This window comes from Blautia caecimuris (assembly GCF_024622975.1).
In the GTDB taxonomy this organism is placed as follows: Bacteria; Bacillota; Clostridia; order Lachnospirales; family Lachnospiraceae; genus Blautia_A; species Blautia_A caecimuris.
Window position 1 is genome coordinate 36,255 of the sequence record NZ_JANJZT010000013.1, and the last position, 22,909, is coordinate 59,163.

Genomic DNA, 22,909 nt, shown 5'->3' on the forward strand with positions numbered 1-22,909 from the left:
TCAAGAGATAAGAAGTATTTTTATGAAAATCTTTTTATACAGAAAGAATGCAGGCACTCCAGAAAATACTTATCTGAAATGCCTGCATTTATATTAATGAAGGGGAATTTATCTATTCCAATTCCTGAAGATTCCTCTTCAGCTCCAGCATCTTATCCCTCAGCTCTGCCGCCTGCTCAAAGTTCAGATCTGCTGCTGCCGCGCGCATCTGCTTTTCTACCTGGGCGATCAGCTTCATCAATTCCTTACGGCTCATGGACTCCGGATCTTTTTTCAGCTTCACTTCAGTCTCCGCAACTGCTTTGGAAACTGTGATCAGGTCACGAACCGCCTTTTTAATAGTCATTGGAGTAATTCCATGCTCCTTATTATAAGCTTCCTGAATACTTCGGCGGCGCTCTGTTTCCTGAATGGCTTTTTTCATGGAATCTGTCATAACATCCGCATACATGATTACATGGCCTTCACTGTTTCGTGCCGCACGGCCAATGGTCTGGATCAAAGAGACTTCTGAACGGAGAAATCCCTCTTTATCTGCATCCAGAATTGCCACCAGCGTAATCTCAGGAATGTCCAATCCCTCCCTGAGAAGGTTAATACCCACCAGAACATCAAATACATCCAGGCGCATATCACGGATAATTTCCGCGCGCTCCAGTGTATCAATATCTGAGTGAAGATACCGGACACGGATTCCTACATCCTTCATATAAGCAGTAAGATCCTCTGCCATACGCTTGGTCAGAGTTGTAATCAGAATTTTGTGACCCTTTTCAACCTCTTTGTTGACCTCGCTGATCAGATCGTCAATCTGTCCCTCTACAGGACGGACTTCCACTTTTGGATCAAGAAGCCCTGTAGGGCGGATGATCTGTTCTGCCCGAAGCAGCTCATGGTCAGCCTCATACTGCCCCGGAGTTGCTGACACAAACATCACCTGATCCAGTTTACCTTCAAATTCATCAAAGCTTAATGGACGGTTATCCTTAGCTGACGGCAGACGGAAACCATAATCTACCAGAGTCTGCTTCCTGCTCTGATCGCCTGCATACATTCCTCCTACCTGAGAGACTGTTTTATGAGACTCATCAATAATAAGAAGAAAATCATCCTTAAAATAATCCATCAATGTATAAGGCGGCTGTCCCGGAGCCAGTCCGGTCAGATGTCTGGAATAATTTTCGATTCCTGAGCAGAAACCAGTCTCTTTCATCATCTCTACATCAAAATTAGTTCGCTCCGCTATTCTCTGAGCCTCAATGAGCTTGTCCTCACCTTTAAAATAATCTACCTGCTCCTTCATTTCTGCAAGAATGGCATCTGCAGCTTTTTTAATCTGCTCCTGAGGCACAACATAATGAGAGGCCGGGAAAATTCCTACATGGCTCTCTTCATTTTTAATCTCGCCGGTCAGCACATCAATCTCCGTGATCCGCTCGATCTCATCCCCAAAAAATTCCACACGAACCGCCCGGTCTGTGGCATTGGCCGGAAAAATTTCAAGCACATCTCCCTTCACCCGGAAGGTACCTCTATGAAAGTCCATTTCATTCCGTGTATACTGAATGTCGATCAGCTGCCGTATGACCTCATCCCTGTCTTTTTCCATGCCCGGACGCAGAGAGATCATCATATCAAAGAACTCCTGGGGAGCGCCCAGACCATAAATGCAGGATACAGAAGAAACCACAATCACATCCCGTCTCTCACATAGAGCCGCAGTTGCAGAAAGACGCATCTTATCAATCTCGTCATTGGTAGACGCATCCTTTGCAATATATGTATCCGTGGAAGGAACATAGGCCTCCGGCTGGTAGTAGTCGTAGTAGGATACAAAGTATTCCACTGCATTCTCCGGAAAAAATTCCTTAAACTCACCGTAGAGCTGTGCCGCCAGAGTTTTATTGTGGGCAAGCACCAAAGTTGGTTTATTTAACTTGGCAATGACGTTCGCCATTGTGAAAGTCTTACCGGAACCTGTGACACCCAGCAAAGTCTCGAACTGGTTGCCTTCTTTGAAGCCCTTCACCAGTTTTTCGATTGCCTGTGGCTGATCGCCAGTTGGTTTGTATTCAGAGTGAAGTTTGAAGATTTGTTGTAAGTTCTGCACAAAAGCACCTCCTGGTTTTTATATCATAAAATAAACGTTCGTCTGTCAGGCAGAAATTCGTCGAAGTACATTAAAAAATAGTGAACCTAGCATGGACGAATTAACACTTAAATTTAAGAGATATTGTACCATGAAAAAATAAAATTGTATATGGGATTTGAACATTTGTTCTTTTCAAATTATTACCATGTACATCCATGGTTAGCAACTCTTAATAGCTGTTTGCAGCGTTTCCAGTGGAAATCCTTACTTCTACATCAAGCAGCGTCTGCATTCATACCGTTTATGATATAAAAATCACCTGTTGCACTTATTCGCATAACATCTGTTTACATAAAAATATCCCTCAGGTTTTCAAACCCTGGGGGACATCTCAATGCAATTTAATATCAAAATGCCAGAAGACAAAATATTCCATCCCATTGTCCGGGAAGAATCCTTTAAACTCGCCGTAAAGCTGGATGCCAGGGTTTTATTGTCGACAGGCACAAACATAGGCTTATTCAATTCCTGATCCATGCAGTTCTCCTTAAATTTTGCTGACAATCATATAACTTCCCATTCCTGCCCAAAGCAAATGATATTACATATCTCTGATATCTCTCACATAACTGCCAGAAGCAAAGTTCCCACAGTCATACATGCCACGCCCAATGCTGCTTTTTTAGTCAGTTTTTCATGAAATACAGTCCACGAAAATGCAATGGTAACAAGAATGCTTAATTTATCCACAGCAACAACCACACTTGCCGGGCCCTGCTGCAAAGCATGATAGTAACAAAGCCAGGAGGCTCCTGTGGAAAGCCCTGACAATACCAGAAATACCATTGTCCGTGTACCTATTTTTCCAATCCCGCTCCCGGCTCCTGTAATCAGAACCATCAGCCAGGAAAATATCAGTACAACAACTGTTCGAATGGCTGTAGCCACATCGGAATCTGTTTTCTGTATTCCGCATTTTGCAAGAATTGCTGTAATTCCTGCAAAAAACGAAGAGCCTATTGCATAAAAAATCCACATAACTGCCTCCTTTATCCTGAGTTCTGTCACCTTCACCATTGAATCAAGGGTTACTTTTTCAATCTCTGCAATATCTGTCAGGATGTACAGTAAAAAATCATGCACTTTGATCTTTTTTAATTCAATCAGATCCTCCGTCCAAATCCTTATTAATGAAAAAGCACAGAAAAATTCCTGTGCTTTTTCATAAGCTACTGCATCGGACACATCACAATAATTCTTTGCGGCGCAGTCTGCGGAGGAATGCTTTTTGTCACAGAGCTATAGTAAACCAGCAGCTCCTGCCCTTCCGGGCTGCACATAAAACGCTGCCCGTTCAAAGTGCGTATATTTGTGACAGGGGAAAGATTCAGTTTCAGAGATCCATCTTCTGCAGTCAGCGTATCATCAAAAAACTTCAGCGCAACATCCTGCCCGGCTCTTAATGCAGTCACCAGTTCCGCCTGATACTGGGGTGGAAAAATAGCCGGTGCAGGAAGGCTGGTATCATAAAAAGCAGCTACCTTCATCCCCCGCCTGAGTCTGGTGTTATCCACAACAATGGTATCACCCGACACCACAAAATTCACAATTTCTCCATCTGTATCAACGGAAATCAGAAGCGAGCAGCAGGAACCTCCACTCCTGATATCCCGGATTACTCCAGTTACCTTTTCATAAGAAGAAAATGTCATGACAAAACCTTTTTTATTTATTTTATGAAATAAGAAACGATTCTGTTACTTCTCTGCCGGAGTTTTTCCTACCTGATATAAATGCCATCTGTCCCCACAAAAGCATCTTCCGGATATTCTGAATCCAACAGTTCACTTCTTTTCTGCAAAAAATTCTCGTACTCATTCTCCATCAGGCAATACAAAAGCTTTCTGGGCATTCCTACACGGACTCTACGTTCTTCCTCCTTGGACTCTGTTTCAGAAAAATAAGGTACTGTCAGGGAAATTTCTACATTTTTCCCACAAAGACGAAGCCCCTCTCCCTGTTCCATAAACAGCTCACAAAGAGGCTGGTAATATGCTCTGAAAAAATCTTCCTCTCGAAATCTGATACACTCTTTTTTTTCTTTCCGGTCACTTTCAGGCTGACGTACCACTCCGCAAAGATAGCTGTGATCATAATAAGTCATACACACAGCCGCCGGAGCAGGTACATTTCCATTTACAGATTCTATATCTGAAATCTGCTGACTTCCCTTTTTCAAAGCCTGCTCTCTTCTGTTGCTTCCTCCTTTTGCTTCCCACACACTCCACTGGTTTTTAGGTATGCTCAGTCCGATCATATCCTGCCGCCATTCACTGTTAAAGAAGTCAATAAATTCTTTCTGATCAATACTGCTGATCAGGTTCAGATGCGTCAGATAGTCTGCTCCGTAAAGCCTTCCGCTGATAAGCTTTGTCAGAAACATTCCCATATAATAGGACATCACACTCTTTTCAGAAGAATCCAGATAAGCAATCCGTTTTGCTTTTTTCAGACGGTCCCCCTCTGTGTCAAGAGCAGTCTCCACAAGAAACATTTTATAGGTAAGCTCCAGCTTCTTTTTTGATAAAAAAGAAGCTGTCATTCTCTGGATAGGCATTCCGCAGGTAACCACTGCATGGAGCAGCTCCTTATTAGAAAATACCAGCTCTGTATTTTTATTTACCAGGCCCGTAGTGCTGCCACAGTCCTCCTGCTCCAGGGATATCGTATACGTTTTATCTTCTGTTAAAATCATAATCCGTCTCCTTGAAAAATGATAAAATTTCTGCTTTTATTGTATCATTTTTTAAATGATTTAGGCAATGGATTTTAACGAAATCTTCCTGTTACTCACCCCATATGGAATTTCATTTTACACTGGAATTTAAGATTTCAAATCAGCTGATCCTCCTATTCGCACACTTCCGTTTTTATGACATAAAATATATGGTATCTCAATTTATCAGAAAGGATTTGTTCATGGAAAATTATCATGTGAACCGTTCCTGTGGACGTCCATACCATGCAACCTGCGGTATGGCTAAAGCACAGATGGCAGCCAGGTCTTCTTCCTGTCCGTGTACAGAACAGCATAAGAATCAGTCCTGTGCCTGCCGTATGCCCAATACAGTTACAATAAATCCGGAAATGTACACCCATGCAGATCATATGGAGCCAGCAATGGCATATGTGCCCTGCCAGCAGCTTACCACTACCTATGATCTGTGTTATGCACTGAATGTGGGAACGATTTTTCCGCAGCTTTGCAAACCATTTTGCGGAAAGAGAGGTGGACGAAGATGATGTATCAGAATTCTTCAGGCTCCAAAGCACAGCTTCTTCAGAAAATCAATGAAGTCAGCTTTGCAGTCAATGATATTCTCCTTTATCTGGACACACATCCCTGCTGCGAAAAAGGAATGGCACTTTACCGTGAATATGCAGCAGAACGAAAAAAGCTGATGAAAGAATATGCGCAGTGTTATGGTCCTCTTACTGTAGATGATGCTCTGGAATCAGACGGAAACACCTGGAAATGGATGGAACAGCCATTCCCATGGGAAACGGAAGGAGGATGCAGATAACTTATGTGGAATTATGAAAAAAGATTGCAGTATCCCATCAACATTAAAACCCCTAATGCGAAGCTTGCTCAGTTTATCATGAGCCAGTATGGTGGCCCGGACGGTGAGATCAGTGCTTCCCTCCGCTATCTTTCCCAGCGCTTTTCCATGCCAAACCGAATGGCAACAGCTGTACTAAACGATATAGGCACGGAAGAGCTGGCCCATCTGGAGATGGTATCTACTATCGTTCACCAGCTTACCCGCGATCTCTCCATGGAGGAAATAGAAAAAAGTGGTCTGGGCGCCTATTATATTGACCATACGGTAGGCATATGGCCTCAGGCTGCGGGTGGGATCCCATTTAACGCCTGTGAATTCCAGAGTAAGGGCGATCCCCTTACCGATCTTTTTGAAGATCTTGCAGCAGAGCAAAAAGCCCGTGCCACCTATGACAATATTCTCCGTGTGGTACGCAACATCCCTGAGATTGCAGATCCCATCCGATTTCTCCGTGCAAGAGAAGTGGTTCATTTTCAGAGATTCGGTGAAGCCCTTCGAAGTGTTCAGGAACAGCTTGACTCCAAAAACTTCTACGCCTTCAACCCGTCCTTTGACATGCCCTGCGAGGCTTCCTGCAAAAAATGCTGATAAAAATCCCCCGGTCGTTACGGCCGGGGAATCACTTAAAATTTACTCAATAATATATGCGTTGACAATTTCTCCATAATATGCAATATGTACATCCCGATTAGAGCCTGTAAAAGAGCTCTCTACATTCTGAGGATAAAATTTTTCTACAGTTTCTTTTTCCATTGCATTAATATCCTGCTTCTGTTTGTAGACAATCCTGCACTCCAATGTAAGAGGAAGCTCTTTAATTCCTGGAACGGAAATGCTTTCCGGCTCTTCCAGAGTCAGGCCAAGTTCTTTGAGCTTGTTCACGTCACGTCCGGATTTTGAACCGCAAAAACCAAGAGCTTTTTTCTGGCTGTCATCAAGGGGTATATTTACTGTAAATTCTCCATTCTGTTCCAGAAGCTCTCTTGTAAATCTTCCCTCTCTGATCACAGTAATAAAAACAGGTTTTCCCCATTCAATTCCAAGCATTCCCCAGGAAATTGTCATGGAATTTACCCTCTCATCTGATTTTGATGTAATCAGAACGCCTGATTTTACACCATTTAAAATCTGTCCTGTATACTCAAATACATCAATCTTTTTTTTCATTTCCTGAATCCTCCGTTTCATTTTTCCGAATTTACTTGTAAAAATAATGAATTCTTTTTTCTATCATATTCCAATTTCTATTTGTTTACAAGTCCTATAATCAAGCATATTTTAACACAAGCTTTTGCCTGTTTTTGTATCATGCATATAAACTGTTTACAAGTGCTTTTCTGCCTCTATATTGCAAATACTATTTTACAGCTTCCAACTCCTTTTATCACTACTCTGGATGTACTCAGTTTTTGCCGACAACTAAACGGAGCATGGAAATGTAACAGTCTCAAGTCAGTTTTTTTCATTTTCTATATATTCAGAAGGGCTCATCCCTGTCCATGTATGAAAAATACGACTGAAATAAAACTGATCTTTATATCCCACCTGTGTTGCTACATCCTTGACAAATACCTTATCCTGGCTTCCTAAAAGTTCCTTTGCTTTTTCCATTCTCAGTTCTGTCAGATAATTATTAAAGGACTGTCCCTCATATTTCCGAAATAATCGGCTCAGATATGTCTGAGAAACTCCCATTTCATGGCTGACCTCCTGAAGATTCAACGGTTTTTCCATATTTCTCTGTATATAATTCCTTATTTTATTAAAGTAGTCCTCTGCTGACGTTTTTTGTACACCCATTGTTTTTTCTTTCAAATCTCTGAAAAAAATATCTGATATCTGTTCTGCAAGCTGACTCATATCACCGGCATTGCTGAATGCTTCATCCATCAGATATTCATAATCTCTGTATTCACCGTTTCCTGCTCCGTATCGTTGCAGCATATAACAAATCTGTCGTACTCTGCACTCTACCCAAAGCTGTGTTCTCTGTTCTTCTCCCCAGGTATAAAGCAATTCTCTCACCGTTTTTTTCAGACTGTCGTACTGCCTGGATTTTATCATACTCTCCAGCTTTTGAAGATAGCTGTAATCATTATCCTGAGAAGAAACAAATTCTTCTCCTGTATTCATAATAAGCATCTGATTCTTTCCAAGAATAATGCTCTCATCCAGAACACGATAAAGTCTTTTTATCATATTCCCAATGGTCTGCCGGGCAAACGGTTCCCGAAAAATAACTGTTGTTATATATTCTGCTTCCGGCTGTTCTTTTTTTATCTGATGACTGATAATATCCACATAGTCTCCGCATACAATTTCTTCCGGACAAAGATATAATGTTTCCTGATCGTCACGCCCATATGAAATCATCCATTCATTAATGTCAGAAAATACCTCGCTGTTACATCTGTCTGAAAATCTTGATAAAATGCCGTTTCTTCTGACAATCGCTCCGTAATAACAATTTGACTGAAAATATTTTTCAATTTCAATTTCATCCACCGGAAGCTGATTTACCATTCTGTGAATCAGGATATTTCTCTGATAGTAGTACGTCTGTTTCAGTTTCTTTCCCAGTTTCACAAACAGTTTTTTTATATCTGACGGAACAATTGGTTTAAGGATATAATCCGAAACTCTGTACTGAATTGCCTGTTTCGCATATTCAAATTCCTGATATCCACTTACAAGTACACAAAGCATTTCCGGATATTTCTCACGGATTCTCTTTACAAGTTCCAGTCCGCTCATTACCTGCATCTGGATATCTGTGATTAAAATATCCGGCTGAACACCTTTTAACTTTTCCATAGCTTCTGTTCCGTCATATGCGATTTCTGTTACCTGAAATCCATCGCACTTTTTTTCAATTACTGTTTTTAACAGATTTACTGATGTTGGTTCATCATCCACAATCATTACCTGATACACTGTCATCCTCCCTTCTGTTTCTGACGCCTACTGTAATACTGAATCCATCCTGACAGTTTTTCATATCAAAAATAACTCTGTCTGTATACATAAGGAACATTCTTGCATAAGTATTTGCAAGTCCCATGCCTCCAATTTCCAGTTCGATATTACTTTGGCTTCTCATAATCTTCCGCCGTATGTTTTCCATTTTATTTTCCAGTTTCAGAGAAATCTGTTCTGTAATTCCGTCCCCATTATCATGTACACGAATATACCATCCCTGTTCATCTCTCCAGCCCTGTACACATATTTTCATAATGTCTTTTCCATTTTTATATCCATGCTGAATACTGTTTTCTACCAGCTGCTGAATCACAATTTTTGGAAGAACTTCTCCTTCTATAGATAAATCATAATCTACTGTTACTTCCAGCCTGTGCTCATATCTGGATTTTAAGAGATAAATATATTTATCCAGATAAGCAAATTCCTCTTTTACTGTAGCGTATCTCTCCTTATTATTAGCGGAATAGCGCAGCATTGCTGCCAGACTTCCACATATTTCGCAAATTTCTTCATCCTCATCCACAATCCCTCTGTTAGAAATTACATTTAAAACATTATATATAAAATGAGGATTCACCTGTGCCTGCAGCGTGTCAAACTGAGCCTGCAGCTGAAGAAGAGAGATTCTTTTTTCTTTCACCATAGCTTCATTTAAGCGTCTGATCAGTTTTTGATAGGCAATGCTCAGAGCTTCCATTTCATCATCTGTATTAAAAATCACAGGTTCCATATCCAGATTTTCAATCCCTGTATTTTCCATCTGATCTCTCAGCTGCATGATCGGACGTGAAAGCTTATTGGCTATGATCACCGCCACTGCCTCCGAAATCACAAAGCATCCTAAAGCTAAAAAAGCTGATAAAAGTACTACCTGTTTCATATCAGCAAACATTCCCTGACTGTCCTGTACTACCGCTGCACGGATCGCTGACTTTTCTGAAGTATGCACTGCTGCAATCCGATAGTCGCCTTTATCTGTTCCGGTTTGCAAAAACTTTTCCTGCATGTTAAAAATATGATCCGTAAACTGCTCCGGAAATTTTTCCGACTCATAAAAAATCCTTCCATCTGGAAGATACACAATTACTTTTACATTAGCGTCCGGTACATAAAGAACAGATTCTAATTTTTCCGCTTCGTTTTGGACTTCTATATATCCAAAATTTCCTCCCTGAATTTTTCTTGCAAGAGAAAACACTTTTTCTGAACCGCGAAGTCCCCATCTGTCTTCATGGGGTGGAACCAAAACAACTTTGCCTTTGGCCGCTGCTGCATCTGAAAGCCAGGAAATCTCTGATATATTCCGGTTTCTGTCAATAATTCCCGATCCGGTATTTGTACTGCTGAATACATCTCCCATTTCATTAAATACCAGTACTCTGTAAAAATCTCTGTTCAGATAATAAAGAGATAAACCTGATGTAATTACTTCTCCCTGTTTTTTTCTTTCCTGATCAGCTCCTGTTTCATGATACCTGGGCATTGCCTGAATTGCAGAGAGCATGTCTGGATCTGATACTATATAATCTGTTACCTGTTTCATGGATTCCACCATATTATCCATATTCACAGTTAATTGTTCTGCATAAAACTCCAGATTTTGTCTTGTCATCTCTGTAATATGTTTTGAATTAAACTGATAATAAACAATTCCCAGAATAGCCGATATAAAAAATACAATCACAGAGAATCCAATAATCAGCTTTGTTCGAAATTTCATCGCTCATCTCCTTTAATTTACCGACAATATAAACATTATAAATACCCCCCCCCCTCATTTTTCAATGTTTTTCATATAATTCACTGAATTTACCTTCAGTAATTTCGAAATTGGAAATAAGGAAAAAGAAATCTTCTGTATCATAAAAAAAAGTATCACAGAACTGAACGAACAGCTCTGCAATACCCTCTCTTGAAAACGTATCAGCCTTTTACAGCTCCTGCTACCATACCATCAACAATTTTCTTATTAAAGATTAAAAACAGAATCAGCATAGGAACCGTAATAATCAGCACATCAGCAAAAAGCAGATTATAAGAACTGGAATACCTTCCCATAAAATTATACAAAGTAAGCTGAACTGTTACATTGTCATTTCCAGGAAGAAAATACAAAGGATTTGTAAAATCATTAAAAATAGTAACAGCATTTAAAATAATGATTGTAGATGTAACCGGCTTTAACAGTGGAAAAATAACCTTCACAAACATTCTTCCTCTGGTACATCCGTCAATATACCCGGCCTCCTCTAATTCTACCGGAATTGTATTCATAAAGCCTTTATACAGCATAATGGTAAACGGAATCTGAAGAGCAGTCTCTACCAGGATCATTCCAAACATGGTTTTATAAATATGCAGCCCCTGCATCACCCATATTGTAGGAAGTATTGCCGGAGGGATCATAAGTCCTGTCATAACAATTGTATCTACTGTTCTGGTGGTTCTGTCCGATCTTCTCTGAAGCACATAGCCAGCCATAGAACCGGCAAGAATCAGTATAAGAAGAGAACCGGCTGTCAGAATAATACTGTTTTTAAAAGCAGTAAGGATCTGATAATTATTTGCAGAAATTACCTCCTTAAAGTTTTCCCACATCCATTCTGTAGGCAGCGAAAGATTAAGCAGATTAGCCTCTCTTCTGTCTTTCAGAGAATTTACAAACATAAATACAAACGGCACTGCAAAAATAAGAATCCCAAATATGCAGCCCAGAATATCACCCAGAAGTGTCAGTCTTTTTTTCTTTTTCATTTTAGTTATACACCTCTCTTCTGTTCAGAAATCTCTGAAGAGGAAATGCAATTATAGCAATCAATATGAACATAATTACATTGCCTGCTGTTGACAGTCCGTAAAAACCAGAAGCATACTGTTTATAAACAACAGAGGATAAAACGTCTGTTGCAAATCCCGGACCGCCTTTTGTCATTGCCCAGATCAGATCAAAGCAGCGAAGTCCTCCGATCAAAGACAATGTAATAATTGTATTCGTTGATGTACGTACAAGAGGCATCACAATATGCCTGATTGTCTGCCAGCGGGTTGCACCGTCAATGGACGCTGCCTCATAATAACTGGAATCAATAGACGTGATCCCTGCTATAAAAATAACTGTAGAAATACTTACGCCTTTCCATACATCTACTGCAATGACTGAAAACAGTGCCAGATTTGTATCCCCCAGCCAGTTTGGTCCCGCAATACCAATTGCCTCTAACGCAGCATTGATCAGACCCTTACTTGGATGCATTAAAGCCTTAAATACAATACCTATCGCAACCGCACTTACAAGGTTCGGAAAAAATACCAGTGCCCTGAGAAAATTCTTTGTTCTGATCTTGCTGGTAAGAAACAGAGCAATAAAAAATGCAATCACAACCTTCAATCCGCTTGTCATAAAAGCATAGATCAATGTATTTCTTACAGATATGCTTAAAGAACGCTCTCCAAAAAATGTCTTGAAATTATCAAGTCCGCAAAATGTAAATGATTTCAGATCCCACACTGTTAAACTGAAAAATAATGATGTTACCATAGGAATGATAAAAAAAACCAGAAAAATGGTCAATGCCGGAACAAGAAACCATGTACTGTATACCTTCTTTTTATTCATGCTTCACTTTCCTCTCCTGACGGAAAACAGCCGTCTGTATTAGCTGCAGACGGCTGTTTTATCATTTTTATTCCCAGTCCAATCCAAGCTGCGTAGCCTGTTTTTTACAGTCATCATCATATGCCTGTGCAGCTTCCTCTGCTGTTGTCTGGCCTGTTGCCAGCTCAGAGCAGATATACTCACAGTTGGTTCCTTTTACAGCAGTCTGAAATTCCAGTGCAACATTTACCTTACCTGCATCAAAATATTCCTGTGCCTGTTTTACTGCATCATAGGAATCCTCAGGAAGCTCATATCCTTTAATACAATATGGTCCATCCGGTTTCTGAGCTTCTGTAAACGCATCCAGAGCTTCGTCTGATGTATAAAATTCCATAAATCTCAGAATATCTTCTTTTTTATCACTGTTTGCATTTCCATAAATAGATGTGGGTTCCCACACAGTCAGTCCATGATTTTCCGGATCGTCTCCCGGAATTCCCATCAGTCCGATTTTATTGACCTCATCCCCATACAGTTCATAAATGCTGGAAAGTGCCTGAGTAAGAATAAAGTAATGTCCGGCTTCTCCATTTACCAGTTTGTCACATGCATCAGCATAGGTAGTTGCTGTATAATCTTCGTTAAAATACGACTGAAGATCCTCAAGCTTCTGGAAACTCTTTAAACCTGCCTCTGAGGTTGCATATTTTGTTTCTCCTGCTTCAAACTTTTCTGCAAAATCCGACTCTCCTGCCAGCACATTATAATGATCTCCCAAATATGGTACCTGAATCGTCCAGGAATCACCAAGTGATCCTACAACTGCATCGATTCCTGCTTCTTTCAGTACATCACAGTTTTTCAGAAAATCATCCCATGTATGAGGGATCTCCAGGTTATTTTCTTCATACACTTCTTTATTATAAAGAATCGCACCTGACATTGTAGCTGTCAGTGGAATACCGTAAACTGCCGTATCGGAACCTGCACTTACCGCAGTTTTATAAGTATCATCCAAACGTTGTGCAAATTCTTCTCCTGAAATATCAATAAAATTTTCTTCCGGATTTAACTCACCAAGTTTGGAACCGGAATTATAACCGCAAAGATCTGTCATCTCGCCGGATGCAAGCCTTGTTTTTACCTGATTGTCACCATCTCCTCCTGATGCACGGATTTCTGTTTCAATATGGATTCCTGTTTTTTCCTCACAAAGATCAAACACAGCCTGATATCCTGCTGATGCAGTATCCGGATCAATCAAAAATGTAAGCTCAGCTTCCTTATATTCCCATTCTTTCTCTCCTGCATCCTTTTTCTCTTCTTCTGCTAATACAGTGGTTGCCCCTGCAACAGTTGTGGCCGTCATCGCTGTACAAAGCAGAATGCTCATCAGTTTTCGTTTCATGTTTTCTTCCTCCTTCTTAATGGTTTTCTGTTCGCTTATGATAAATTTATTTTATCTGCAGCGTAAAAAAAAGTACATGGAGAATCAAGCCTTCCCCATGTACTTTCCAGCACAGTTATTATACAATATATTTATTTTTCAAACACAAATCTGTAATCTCCGGATCCTGTCTCTGCCTTCATATAACCTTCGCACTGAATAAATTCAAGTCCATCTGCTTCTGTTACTTTTTTTGCCCTGTCAAGGCAGATTGTGGCTGTTGTATTTGCAGGTACGGATACATGCAGAACCGCTTTTTCTCCCTGGTCCTCCCAGAACGCCTTTACCGGACCATAAACTGATTTATATTCTGCTTTCAGCCATCCCAGATTTCCGCCAAATCTTGGATAGATCACTGTATGCTTATATCCCGGATTTTTCTCATCAATCTCAATACCTGCTGCAACACGGACCATCCACTCTCCGATTGCACCGTACGCATAATGATTAAAGGAATTCATATCCGGACTCCACATAGTTCCGTCAGGTTTTATACCATCCCAGTGTTCCCATACGGTAGTCGCTCCCATTTTTACCTGATACAGCCATGATGGAAAATCGTCCTTCAGAAGAAGATCATAAGCTTCTTTTACATGACCGTTCTGGCTGAGAGCATGGCAGAAATATGGCGTTCCCACAAATCCTGTTACAAGATGTCCATCTTCCTTATCCAGCAGTTTTAAAAGTCCGTTTACTGTTTTTTCTCTGTATTTCTCCGGAACCAGGCCAAAGTAAAGCGCTACTATATGGGCAGTCTGTGTCTGAGCAGTCATCACACCATTTCGGTCAAAGAATGTTTTTTGAAATTTTTCTACAATCTTTTTATGCAGTTCACTGTAAGCCTTTACATCCTCTGTTCTACCCAGAATCTCTGCAATTTTTACAAAAAGCTGTGTAGAATATGCAAAATAAGCAGTACAGGTAAGATCATTGGGCGTTGCGCCAAAATAGCTTCCTTCTTCTGCATCCAACGCAACCCAGTCGCCAAACTGAAGCTTATAATTCCAGATATAATCAACAGAATGATCTTTCATAAAATCAATCCATCCCTTCATACTCTGGTACTGAAGCCTCAGAATTTCTTTATCTCCATAAGTCAGATACATGGTCCACGGATTGATCACTGCCACATCTGCCCAGGCTGCCGCTGAATGACTTCCCTGCTGCAGCAGCCAGTCTGCTCCTGTATTTCCTGTGATAATATCCGGAACCACATGAGCTACTCCGCCCTCAGGTGTCTGATCTGCTTCCACGTCTCTCAGCCATTTTCTGTAGAATGAGTAAGTATTCATTAAAAAGCAGGCAGTTCTGCAGAAAATCTGGGCATCTCCAGTCCATCCCAGACGCTCATTTCTCTGTGGACAGTCTGTAGGCACATCTACAAAATTTCCCTTTAATCCCCAGAGAATGTTGTGGGCAAGCTGATTCAGATCCTGATTGGAACATTCAAAGCTTCCTGTTTTCTCCATCTTCGTATGCAGAGTATAGGCTGTGAAATTTTCTACTTCCGGTTTCCCAGGGAAAGAAACTATCTTTGCATACTGGAAGCCCATAAAGGTAAATGATGGCGCATAGCTGATCTCTTCCTCCCGGGCAAAGGTATATTTCATTGCTTCTTTTGCCCCTCTTAAATTATCCAGATATACATTTCCCTTTGCATCCAGAACCTCAAAACAGTGAAGTTCAATCACATCTCCTGCTTTTCCCCGCGCATGAACCCGGATATGACCTGTCATATTCTGCCCGAAATCAATTACTGTATCTCCTTCAGGGGTCGTAAAGATTCTTTTTGCAGGAACCTCGTCCATTTCTCTTACTTTACCACTGCCCTGAGCAGTAAGAACATTCATGTCATAATCAACTGCTGAAACTGCTCTCCAGTTTCCCCCATTACTTCCCGGTTCAGCCCATCCCGGAATCTCTTTTCGGGCATCGTAAACTTCTCCATCATAGATTTCCGCAAAAATAACAGGAGCATCCTCACCTGTCCATGAAGTATCTGTCACAAAAATTTCTTCCCGTCCATCCTCATATCTTACTGCCATCCGGGCAAGAAATGCAGTTCTGTCCCCATAATGATTTCTTGTATTTGCCAGACCGTCAAATCCCATTTTTCCTTTATACCAACCGGCAGCCAGAATAGCGCCCATGGCGTTTTCGCCCTGTTTCAGACAATCTGTTACTTCATAGGTCTGATAGCAGAGATGTTTTCTGTAAGAAGTCCAGCCTGGCGTAAGCTCATCCTGTCCTACTTTCTTTCCGTTTATATAAAAATTGTACAAACCGAGAGCTGTGGTACAGACAAATGCTTCTTTAACCTTCCCGTTTACGCAAAAGTCTTTTCTTACATAAGTTCCTTTTGAATTTGCAGCATCCTCATCATTCTCTGCAGTAATAAATAAAGCCTTCCATTCCTGAGTATTCAGGATACCTGTAACAAAAAATGTCTCTGCCCAGCAACTTTCTTCTTTTCCTGCCCATACTTTTACACGTACAAAATACTTTGTCATGGATTTCAGACTGATATTCTTTACCATGATCTGAGCAGAAGCGTTCTCCATGACCTTTCCGCTTCTGTATACACAATCACAAAAGTCCTGATCCAGAGCAATGTCTAACTCATATGCTTCCTGCTGGATATTCCGTCCATCACTTTCCAGCTTCCAGCCAAGCTGGGGCATATGGTCCATTCCTGTCTGTTCTTTTTCGTAATCCATTAAAATTTCTGTAATCTTCAGCATCGTTTCCGCCTCCATAAGAATTATATTTTAAAGCTTCCCTTTCCTGATTTTCTTTACAATACAAAAAAAAGCGTTATTTCTCAATAACGCTTTTCAATAAAAAATTGACTATTTTTAAGGTGTATGACTTTCTCTTTTCATTTTTCTGTAATATGCAGGCGTACATCCACTGGCCTCTTTAAATTTTTTATAAAAAAAGTTCATATTATTGTATCCGCATAGTGGAATAAGCTCTGCCATAGGAATATCTGTATTTTCCAGAAGCATTCTGGCCTTTTTCAGTCTCTGCTCCTGCACATGTTCCACAAAGCTCCTTCCGGTTTTTTCTTTCAGAAGAGCAGTCAGATAATTCCCATGCATTCCAAACACTTTCCCCATTTGTGTAAGCGTACAGGTTTCGTAATTTTTTTCGATATAGGAAAGAAGCTCCACAATCTGAACCTCTCTGGAAAGGTCATCCTTTTGTGTGGATTCATCTCTTATTGTTCTTAAAAGCTCGGTAAACAGGATATTTATATAACTTTCCAGAACTTCAGCTGTCCCGATATCCTGTGAAAAATATTCCACCATAATATTTTTCATCAGTTCATGTACCTTTGGATTCTTATGGGAAGGAAAATAAAGATAATGTTCTTTCTTACGGCTTTCTGTAACTGCATCCACAAGAAATTCTGAGACAATTCCTTGGACTGTCATCCGGCTTAAAAAAGCAGTGTCAAAAAATTCTCTGCGCATAAGTATATTTACAAGAATATCATCTTCTCCTGCCGATTCTATAGAATGAACAGCATGAGTATCAAAAATACATACGTCTCCCTTTTCTGTAGTAACAGCTTTTCCTTCTATCGTCTGATAACAGATTCCTGACCATACATAACAAAGCTCAATATAATCGTGCTTGTGAGCTCTCACCTTATTAAAGCGATCCTGTCTGGTAACAACAATCTTGTCCTCCGGTTTCATAAACTGTCGGCTTTCCAGAATATACCCGTCCTTTTCTCTGCTTCTTTGATTCCAGAATTCTTCATTACTGAATTTTTCCGGAAACCTGCTTTTCATACATTCTTTTTCCAGCTCTGTATACTGACGGATATAAGCTTCCAGTTCCTGTTCTGTCATCCTCATTCTTTTATCCACCTGCTTTTTCTGCTACTGCAGATTCCATCCCACTGACAGTTTCCACAGATTTCCTTTCTTTTTCCCGGCTGTAAAATCAATTTTTCTACTTTTTCTGTAAACTCTGCAAATGAAATGGTTTCATTTTCCTGTAATCCGCATAACAGAAGTACCTTTCTGTCATATTCCGCTACCTGGTCTGCAGTCACGCAAACCTGCCCCTTCAGGTTGGGACAGGCAGAACAGATTACATCGCCCCCAACTGTTAAAGATACCCTGGCATCTCTTTCCATAATATCCAGAATTTTTCCCATATGCTCTGCAAATTCCCGGCTGTAACCCCTGCCCTCAAAATAAGCCAGGCACATACCATGATGAGGGCGCAGGCAGATGCTGTTTTGCTTTTCTTTCATATTCTCTCCTGATTATAACAAAACCGGGGAGGTTCCCCGATTCTGCTTTACATGATATACTTTTTTAATTTTCTGGACAAACCATATGCCATCACGATTTTAATAATGTCCGGAATAATAAAGGGTATCACACACCATCCAAGAACCGCCATCAAGCCTACCGGACCGCTTGTTTTCATATACACAGCCATAAACCATACAGTACCAAAAGCATAGCATACAATCAGGCCCACAGCCATAGATAAAATCTGTATTACAGATTTTTTTCCGGGAATCTTTTCCATTGCCCACATAACAAGGGCAGAAAATAAAAATCCCACAATGTATCCTCCGGTTGTTCCTGTGAGAATTCCGATTCCCCCTGTCATTCCCGCAAATACAGGAACTCCCACTGCTCCAAGAATAATATAAAGAGCAACGGACATGGTACCTCTTCGTCCTCCCAGAACACCTACTGCCATAAATACTGCAAAGGTCTGCAGGGTAAAAGGAACTGCTGTAGGAACTGAAATCCAGGAACAGACTGCCATCAGTACTGCAAATACCGCAATATAAACAAGATCATAGGTTTTACTTTTTGCTGCTGCCATTGTATTCATCTCTTTTCCTCCTGCTGTAACACATTTTGACTGTCTTACTTTAACACAGGGAAGATACATTGTCAACTTTATTTATACTTTAGTTTACGTTTGATCTTTATGGTGTACATAGATGTCCATCTGATTATAAGGAATTACAATTCCCTGAGCGTCGAACTCCTCTTTAATCTTCTGATTCAGTCTCCACTTCACAGGCCAGTAGGAATCCGTAGGAACCCATACGCGCAGTCCCATGATCACAGCGCTGTCTGCAAGCTGATCCACAAATACCACCATTTCGCTTCTGTCCCCCTGGGTGTCCGGATCCTCCAGAAGAATTTTTTCCAAAATTTCTTTTGCCTTCTGAATATTCGACTCATAGGAAATCCCTACTTTTATTTCCAGTTTTCTTGTCTCTTTTGCTGTGACATTGATGATTGTACTGTTGGAAAGTGTTCCGTTAGGCACCACGATTTTTTTGTTGTCAATGCTAAGAAGTGTGGTGTAGCACATTTCAATCCTTGCCACGGTTCCCTCACAGCCATTCTGCTGGTTTTGAATAATATAATCCCCAACCACAAACGGTTTAAAAACCAGAAGAAGAACTCCTCCTGCCAGATTGGCAAGTCCTCCCTGAAGAGCAAGACCTATGGCCACACCTGCTGTACCCAGGAGAGCTGCCACCGAAGATTCCGTTACTCCCAGGCTGACTGCAATATTAAAAATCAGCATGGTATACAGAACTGCCTTACCTGCGGAACATGCAAACTGCACCACGCCCTCGTCCAGCCGCGCACGTTCCATGGAACGCTTCATCAGCTTTACCGCCCAGCGTATCAGTTTTCTTCCTACAAAAAATACAATAATCGCAAGTACCACCTTCAGACCAAAGCCTACGATCGCAGGAATCTGACCTGCCATATATTCTTTCAGATTCAAAATCTCCTTTATATTATCTGATACTCCGCCAAGTCCTATTTCCTCCAGTCCCTGATCCACCTTTTCAACAGTTTCATTTACGGTTTCCATATCCATAATCATCACCCCGTTTTCTGTATTTTATCTTATGCCCCTTTATCATACCATAAATTGCTCACATAAAACACACAGGAATCCCTGTATTTATCGATCTATCTTTTTGTTGCTACCCACTCTATTCACAGAAACCTGGACAACATGCATTCCAAGTCACTTTCTGTAATGGTATTTTGTCCTGTTTATATCTCGGGATTCTGATATATATATGCTAAAAGTAACTGTCAGAACAATGATCTGGAAACAGGAGCTATTTCTTTTCTTTTAATTTCATTCTGATTTTCTAAAAAAAGCACAAAAAATCTCCTGAAAACTCATGAAGTCAAAAGATTTTTCCTATTTAAAAACTGTTCCTACAATGCTATAATAAGGACGCTTATATAATATTTTTTATAATGGAGGAAACCATGCATATCATAATCGTCGGGTGCGGAAAAGTAGGACGTACCCTTGCAGAGCAGCTTCAGGAGGAAGAAATTGACCTGACGCTTATCGATACTGTAGAAAAAACGATCAACGATGTTACTGAGGATATTGATGCAATGGGTATTGTAGGAAACGGCGCCAGCATCAATACATTAATGGAGGCAGGCATCAGCACTGCCGATATTCTTATTGCCGTTACCGCTTCAGATGAGCTGAATCTTCTCTGCTGCCTGATTGCACAGAAAACCGGCTCCTGCCAGACAATTGCCCGGGTACGCAATCCGATCTACAGTCAGGAAATCGGATTTATCAAAGAAAAGCTGGGTATCTCCATGATCATTAACCCGGAATACGCTGCAGCTCAGGAAATTTCCCGTCTGCTTCGTTTTCCGGCTGCCATAAAAATTGATCCTTTTTCCAGAGGAAAGGTAGAGCTTTTAAAATTTAAGGTCCTTCCTGAATTTCATCTGGACGGCATGAGCATTTCCCGGATCACAGAAAAATTCCGGTGCGATATTCTCTTCTGTGCTGTGGAAAACAAAGATGCGCTTACCATTCCGGGAGGCGACTATATCATACATGACGGTGATTTTGTCTCTATTATTGCCACTCCACAGAATACTGCCCTGTTTTTCAAAAAAATAGGTTTTCGGACAAACCAGGTGAAAAATGCGCTGATCATAGGCGGCGGAACTATTTCCTATTATCTTGCAAAAACTCTGATTGATACCCGAATCCATGTAAAGATCATCGAAAAAGATCCGAATCGCTGTGAATTTCTCAGCGATCTGCTTCCGGATGCCACCATTATCAACGGCGACGGAACGGACCGCGCCCTTCTTCTGGAGGAAGGTCTGGAAACTGCAGAGTCCTTTGTTACGCTTACCAATTTTGATGAAGAGAATATTTTTCTCTCTCTGTTTGCCAAAAAAAGCTCCAATGCAAAAGTAGTGGCAAAGGTAAACCGTCTGCCCTATACAGACGTCATTGACGATCTGGATCTTGGAAGTGTGATCTACCCAAAATACATAACCTCAGACAGTATTCTCCGCTATGTGCGGGCTATGCAGAATACCATTGGCAGCAATGTAGAAACTCTTTACCATATTCTGGACAGTCAGGCAGAAGCTCTGGAATTTGCAGTACACGATCATTCACCAGTGACAGGGGTTCCACTTTCTGAACTGAAGCTGAAAAAAAATCTTCTGATCTGTTGCCTCACCCGTAACGGATCTGTACGGATTCCCCGCGGCCATGACACCGTAGAGGTAGGAGATCATGTAATTGTTGCTACTACACACAAGGGACTTCGCAATATCTGCGATATCCTTGAGAAATAAGGGGTGCAATCATGAATTACCGTATTATTTTTTATATTGTTGGATGGGTATTTAATCTTCAGGCGATATTTATGGTTCTTCCATGCCTGACTGCTGTTATTTATGGAGAAACTGACCTTGGAGCTTTTCTTGTTTCCATTGTCATCTGTCTTGCCGTTGGTCTGCCCCTGACAAACAAGAAGCCTCAAAATAAAGTATTTTATATAAAAGACGGCTGTATTGCAGTTGCCCTCAGCTGGATTGTTCTCAGTATCACCGGAGCGATTCCCTTTATACTTTCCGGCGCGATTCCGCATCCCATTGATGCGATTTTTGAAACAGTATCCGGTTTTACCACTACCGGTTCCAGTATCCTGACTGACGTGGAAATTCTTCCGAAATCAGTCCTTTTCTGGAGAAGCTTTACCCACTGGATCGGCGGAATGGGAGTGCTTGTCTTTCTTCTTTCTCTCCTGCCTCTAGCAGGCGGATATCATATGAACCTAATGAGAGCAGAAAGCCCCGGACCTTCTGTCAGCAAGCTTGTCCCAAAAGTACAGTCCACTGCAAAAATACTTTACACGATTTATCTGGGCATGACTGTCCTGCAGATCATCCTTTTGCTGCTTGGCGGCGTACCTGTATTTGATTCTCTCTGTATTACTTTCGGTTCTGCCGGAACCGGAGGCTTTGGAATCAAAAATGACAGTATGGCAAGCTACAGCACTTATTGTCAGGTGGTAACAACTGTTTTTATTATTTTATTTGGTGTGAATTTTTCTGCCTACTATCTGATCCTCACAAAGAAATTTAAGCAGGCGTTTAAGCTTGAAGAAGTGCGGTATTATTTTGGAATCATCCTTGCTTCCGTAATTCTGATCGCAGTGAATACCCGCCACATGTTCAGCGGATTTGCAGAAGCATTCCAGCAGTCAGCATTCCAGGTTGGTTCTATTATTACAACCACCGGTTATTCCAGTACAGATTTCAACCAGTGGCCTGCGCTGTCAAAAACGATTCTGGTTCTGCTTATGTTTGTTGGTGCCTGTGCAGGAAGTACAGGAGGAGGTATCAAGGTTTCCCGTGTTGTTCTTCTCTGTAAGGCAGCCCGAAAGGAGTTTCAGCTATACCTTCACCCAAATGCGGTAAAAAAACTGAAAATGGATAATAAGGCGGTTTCACATGAGACGCTGCGCTCTACCAATATTTTTCTCAGTGTTTATCTGCTGATCTTCTGTGGTTCTATCCTGATCGTCTCACTGGATAATTTTGATCTGGTTACCAACTTTACCGCAGTTGCCGCTACCCTGAATAATATTGGACCCGGCCTTGAAGTTGCAGGACCAATGGGAAATTTCAGTTCCTTCTCCTATCTGTCCAAAAGTGTTATGATTTTCGACATGCTTGCCGGGCGGCTGGAAATCTTCCCTCTGCTTCTTTTATTCTTTAAGGATACATGGAAAAAATTTTAACTTTACTGTAAGCAGAAAAACAATTATATTTTGCCTGGATGAAAATGTTCCGTAACTGTGACAG

The 22,909-nt window shown here is 41.0% G+C and carries 20 protein-coding genes; 5 read left to right on the plus strand and 15 right to left on the minus strand.

Annotated elements, in window-relative coordinates; genetic code table 11:
• Positions 1-112: 112 nt before the first annotated feature.
• From uvrB to NSA57_RS09625, 4 genes are all read right to left on the minus strand, one after another.
• On the minus strand, positions 113-2,110 hold the full coding sequence (gene uvrB / locus NSA57_RS09610; protein WP_257464713.1) for an excinuclease ABC subunit UvrB: 1,998 nt from the start codon (positions 2,108-2,110) through the stop codon (positions 113-115).
• A 603-nt stretch (positions 2,111-2,713) separates the two neighbouring features.
• Positions 2,714-3,130 (minus strand): EamA family transporter, encoded by a 417-nt coding sequence (locus NSA57_RS09615; protein ID WP_257464714.1) that lies wholly within the window; start codon positions 3,128-3,130, stop codon positions 2,714-2,716.
• A gap of 191 nt (positions 3,131-3,321) precedes the next feature.
• Complete coding sequence (locus NSA57_RS09620) at positions 3,322-3,804, minus strand: hypothetical protein (RefSeq protein ID WP_257464715.1); 483 nt, start codon at positions 3,802-3,804, stop codon at positions 3,322-3,324.
• A gap of 68 nt (positions 3,805-3,872) precedes the next feature.
• Positions 3,873-4,847 (minus strand): hypothetical protein, encoded by a 975-nt coding sequence (locus NSA57_RS09625; RefSeq protein WP_257464716.1) that lies wholly within the window; start codon positions 4,845-4,847, stop codon positions 3,873-3,875.
• Between the two features lie 224 nt (positions 4,848-5,071).
• Between NSA57_RS09625 and NSA57_RS09630 the strand changes: the two genes are divergently transcribed.
• From NSA57_RS09630 to NSA57_RS09640, 3 genes are read left to right on the plus strand one after another with little or no spacing between them, the layout of a single operon-like run.
• Positions 5,072-5,395, plus strand: a complete 324-nt coding sequence (locus tag NSA57_RS09630; RefSeq protein WP_243873673.1) for a spore coat associated protein CotJA — start codon at positions 5,072-5,074, stop codon at positions 5,393-5,395.
• Entirely contained in the window at positions 5,392-5,676 is a 285-nt protein-coding gene (locus NSA57_RS09635; RefSeq protein ID WP_022068677.1) for a spore coat protein CotJB, read from the plus strand. The genes NSA57_RS09630 and NSA57_RS09635 overlap by 4 nt, the downstream gene beginning before the upstream one ends.
• A gap of 3 nt (positions 5,677-5,679) precedes the next feature.
• Positions 5,680-6,306 (plus strand): manganese catalase family protein, encoded by a 627-nt coding sequence (locus NSA57_RS09640; protein ID WP_257464717.1) that lies wholly within the window; start codon positions 5,680-5,682, stop codon positions 6,304-6,306.
• Between the two features lie 42 nt (positions 6,307-6,348).
• Here NSA57_RS09640 and NSA57_RS09645 read toward each other — a convergent pair whose 3' ends face one another.
• The 11 genes from NSA57_RS09645 to NSA57_RS09695 form a co-directional block, all read right to left on the minus strand.
• A complete protein-coding gene (locus NSA57_RS09645; protein WP_147600137.1) occupies positions 6,349-6,885 on the minus strand; it encodes a flavin reductase family protein in 537 nt (178 codons plus the stop codon).
• Between the two features lie 285 nt (positions 6,886-7,170).
• Complete coding sequence (locus NSA57_RS09650; RefSeq protein WP_257464718.1) at positions 7,171-8,652, minus strand: response regulator transcription factor; 1,482 nt, start codon at positions 8,650-8,652, stop codon at positions 7,171-7,173.
• Complete coding sequence (locus NSA57_RS09655) at positions 8,627-10,420, minus strand: sensor histidine kinase (RefSeq protein WP_147600139.1); 1,794 nt, start codon at positions 10,418-10,420, stop codon at positions 8,627-8,629. The genes NSA57_RS09650 and NSA57_RS09655 overlap by 26 nt, the downstream gene beginning before the upstream one ends.
• A 203-nt stretch (positions 10,421-10,623) precedes the next feature.
• The gene (locus NSA57_RS09660; protein ID WP_147600140.1) at positions 10,624-11,454 is read right to left on the minus strand and encodes a carbohydrate ABC transporter permease; all 831 of its coding nucleotides are present in this window, start codon (positions 11,452-11,454) and stop codon (positions 10,624-10,626) included.
• Position 11,455: 1 nt separating this feature from the next.
• A complete protein-coding gene (locus tag NSA57_RS09665) occupies positions 11,456-12,316 on the minus strand; it encodes a carbohydrate ABC transporter permease (RefSeq protein ID WP_257464719.1) in 861 nt (286 codons plus the stop codon).
• A gap of 67 nt (positions 12,317-12,383) precedes the next feature.
• On the minus strand, positions 12,384-13,706 hold the full coding sequence (locus NSA57_RS09670) for an ABC transporter substrate-binding protein (protein WP_257464720.1): 1,323 nt from the start codon (positions 13,704-13,706) through the stop codon (positions 12,384-12,386).
• A 131-nt stretch (positions 13,707-13,837) separates the two neighbouring features.
• Complete coding sequence (locus NSA57_RS09675; RefSeq protein WP_257464721.1) at positions 13,838-16,486, minus strand: family 78 glycoside hydrolase catalytic domain; 2,649 nt, start codon at positions 16,484-16,486, stop codon at positions 13,838-13,840.
• 114 nt (positions 16,487-16,600) lie between these two features.
• Positions 16,601-17,611 carry an AraC family transcriptional regulator gene (locus tag NSA57_RS09680; protein ID WP_257464722.1) on the minus strand — a complete coding sequence of 337 codons (1,011 nt, stop codon included), beginning with the start codon at positions 17,609-17,611 and terminating at the stop codon, positions 16,601-16,603.
• Positions 17,608-18,015, minus strand: coding sequence for a DUF1284 domain-containing protein (locus NSA57_RS09685; protein WP_147600144.1), 408 nt, complete (start codon positions 18,013-18,015; stop codon positions 17,608-17,610). The genes NSA57_RS09680 and NSA57_RS09685 overlap by 4 nt, the downstream gene beginning before the upstream one ends.
• Before the next feature lie 47 nt (positions 18,016-18,062).
• Positions 18,063-18,614, minus strand: coding sequence for a biotin transporter BioY (locus NSA57_RS09690; protein ID WP_147600145.1), 552 nt, complete (start codon positions 18,612-18,614; stop codon positions 18,063-18,065).
• Positions 18,615-18,698: 84 nt separating this feature from the next.
• Entirely contained in the window at positions 18,699-19,628 is a 930-nt protein-coding gene (locus NSA57_RS09695; protein WP_330671323.1) for a mechanosensitive ion channel family protein, read from the minus strand.
• Positions 19,629-20,035: 407 nt separating this feature from the next.
• Between NSA57_RS09695 and trkA the strand changes: the two genes are divergently transcribed.
• Together trkA and NSA57_RS09705 are read left to right on the plus strand one after the other, a co-directional pair.
• Positions 20,036-21,394 (plus strand): Trk system potassium transporter TrkA, encoded by a 1,359-nt coding sequence (trkA, locus tag NSA57_RS09700; protein WP_257464723.1) that lies wholly within the window; start codon positions 20,036-20,038, stop codon positions 21,392-21,394.
• An 11-nt stretch (positions 21,395-21,405) separates the two neighbouring features.
• On the plus strand, positions 21,406-22,845 hold the full coding sequence (locus NSA57_RS09705) for a TrkH family potassium uptake protein (protein ID WP_147600147.1): 1,440 nt from the start codon (positions 21,406-21,408) through the stop codon (positions 22,843-22,845).
• The last annotated feature ends 64 nt before the right edge of the window (positions 22,846-22,909 follow it).

Bases quoted from the DNA above. Each gene is read 5' to 3' on its own strand.
- NSA57_RS09685 (WP_147600144.1), bottom strand. From the start codon at position 18,015: ATGAAAGAAAAGCAAAACAGCATCTGCCTGCGCCCTCATCATGGTATG.
- NSA57_RS09630 (WP_243873673.1), top strand. From the start codon at position 5,072: ATGGAAAATTATCATGTGAACCGTTCCTGTGGACGTCCATACCATGCA.
- NSA57_RS09670 (WP_257464720.1), bottom strand. From the start codon at position 13,706: ATGAAACGAAAACTGATGAGCATTCTGCTTTGTACAGCGATGACGGCC.
- trkA (WP_257464723.1), top strand. From the start codon at position 20,036: ATGCATATCATAATCGTCGGGTGCGGAAAAGTAGGACGTACCCTTGCA.
- NSA57_RS09645 (WP_147600137.1), bottom strand. From the start codon at position 6,885: ATGAAAAAAAAGATTGATGTATTTGAGTATACAGGACAGATTTTAAAT.
- NSA57_RS09625 (WP_257464716.1), bottom strand. From the start codon at position 4,847: ATGATTTTAACAGAAGATAAAACGTATACGATATCCCTGGAGCAGGAG.
- NSA57_RS09690 (WP_147600145.1), bottom strand. From the start codon at position 18,614: ATGAATACAATGGCAGCAGCAAAAAGTAAAACCTATGATCTTGTTTAT.
- NSA57_RS09680 (WP_257464722.1), bottom strand. From the start codon at position 17,611: ATGAGGATGACAGAACAGGAACTGGAAGCTTATATCCGTCAGTATACA.
- NSA57_RS09635 (WP_022068677.1), top strand. From the start codon at position 5,392: ATGATGTATCAGAATTCTTCAGGCTCCAAAGCACAGCTTCTTCAGAAA.
- NSA57_RS09665 (WP_257464719.1), bottom strand. From the start codon at position 12,316: ATGAATAAAAAGAAGGTATACAGTACATGGTTTCTTGTTCCGGCATTG.
- NSA57_RS09675 (WP_257464721.1), bottom strand. From the start codon at position 16,486: ATGCTGAAGATTACAGAAATTTTAATGGATTACGAAAAAGAACAGACA.
- NSA57_RS09620 (WP_257464715.1), bottom strand. From the start codon at position 3,804: ATGACATTTTCTTCTTATGAAAAGGTAACTGGAGTAATCCGGGATATC.
- NSA57_RS09695 (WP_330671323.1), bottom strand. From the start codon at position 19,628: ATGGATATGGAAACCGTAAATGAAACTGTTGAAAAGGTGGATCAGGGA.
- NSA57_RS09705 (WP_147600147.1), top strand. From the start codon at position 21,406: ATGAATTACCGTATTATTTTTTATATTGTTGGATGGGTATTTAATCTT.
- NSA57_RS09660 (WP_147600140.1), bottom strand. From the start codon at position 11,454: ATGAAAAAGAAAAAAAGACTGACACTTCTGGGTGATATTCTGGGCTGC.
- NSA57_RS09655 (WP_147600139.1), bottom strand. From the start codon at position 10,420: ATGAAATTTCGAACAAAGCTGATTATTGGATTCTCTGTGATTGTATTT.
- NSA57_RS09615 (WP_257464714.1), bottom strand. From the start codon at position 3,130: ATGTGGATTTTTTATGCAATAGGCTCTTCGTTTTTTGCAGGAATTACA.
- NSA57_RS09640 (WP_257464717.1), top strand. From the start codon at position 5,680: ATGTGGAATTATGAAAAAAGATTGCAGTATCCCATCAACATTAAAACC.